Source organism: Rhodobacter sp. TJ_12 (genome assembly GCF_020023995.1).
GTDB lineage: Bacteria > Pseudomonadota > Alphaproteobacteria > Rhodobacterales > Rhodobacteraceae > Rhodobacter.
This window is the reverse complement of record NZ_NRRD01000069.1, coordinates 1-606: the sequence shown is the minus strand read 5'-3', so window position 1 is coordinate 606 and position 606 is coordinate 1. Positions and strand designations below refer to the sequence as shown.

Genomic DNA, 606 nt, shown 5'->3' with positions numbered 1-606 from the left:
TAGATGTAGAACGGGATCATCGGCAGGTTGTTGGTGCTGTAAGAGGTCGCAGCAGCCAGCCAGGATGCGCCTGCGCCCAGCTCGTTGATACCTTCCTGCAGGATCTGACCTTTCTCGTCTTCTTTGTAGTATGCAACCTGCTCACGGTCCTGCGGGGTGTACTGCTGGCCGTTCGGGCTGTAGATACCGATCTGACGGAACAGACCTTCCATACCGAAAGTACGCGCTTCGTCGGCGATGATTGGAACCAGACGATCTTTGATCGACTTGTTCTTCAGCATCACGTTCAGGGCACGAACGAAGGCGATAGTAGTAGAAATCTCTTTATTCTGCTCTTCCAGCAGTTGGGAGAAATCTTCCAGCGCAGGCAGTTCCAGCTTCTCGGTGAATTTAGGCTGACGAGCTGGCAGGTAGCCTTTCAGCGCCTGACGACGTTCGTGCAGGTACTTATACTCTTCAGAACCTTCCGGGAAGGTGATGTAAGACAGGTTTTCTACCTGCTCATCGGTCACTGGAACGTTGAAACGGTCGCGGATATAACGCACGCCGTCCATGTTCATTTTCTTAACCTGGTGAGCGATGTTTTTACCTTCTGCGGTATCACCC

The 606-nt window shown here is 52.3% G+C and carries 1 pseudogene; it reads right to left on the bottom strand.

Annotated elements, in window-relative coordinates:
• Positions 1–606: pseudogene (gene aceE, locus CKO11_RS17210) on the bottom strand (pyruvate dehydrogenase (acetyl-transferring), homodimeric type); the annotation flags it as partial.